This is a genomic window from Bradyrhizobium sp. Crot121, from assembly GCF_059512385.1.
In genome coordinates, this window is the sequence record NZ_JCAMOR010000403.1 from 1 (window position 1) to 427 (window position 427).

Here is a 427-nt window from a genome sequence, read left to right on the forward strand (position 1 = left end):
GCGAGTGATCAAGCACCCGGATGTACGCAGGTCGGAAATCCTGGATTGGGCGCAGCGTGTTTTTCTGTCGCGCGGCTACGATCATGCGAGCCTCAACGAGGTGATCGCCGAGGCCGGCCTCTCCAAGGGCGCGTTCTATCATTACTATTCCTCGAAGGAGCAGCTCCTCGAAGCGCTCGCAGGCCGCTTCGCCCAAGGTGCCTATGAAGCGGTGCGCGGTGTGCTGCAGGATGCCAGTCTCGATCCCCTGGCGCGCCTGGTGGCCTTCGTTGACAGATCATGGAACCACAAGATCGAGCCCGCGCCGGTCCAGTGGCGGCTGTTCGAGACCTTCTATCGACCAGAAAACCTGGTTCTGTATCAGCGCGTCACGCTTGCATCGTCCGCCCTGTTTAGGCCAGCTCTTACGCAGCTCATCGCCGACGGC

At 61.4% G+C, this 427-nt stretch carries 1 protein-coding gene; it reads left to right on the forward strand.

Features of this window, described 5'->3' with window-relative positions:
• A partial coding sequence (locus tag AC5ZGW_RS47190) for a TetR/AcrR family transcriptional regulator (protein WP_496114280.1) occupies nucleotides 1–427 on the forward strand: 427 nt, incomplete at both ends.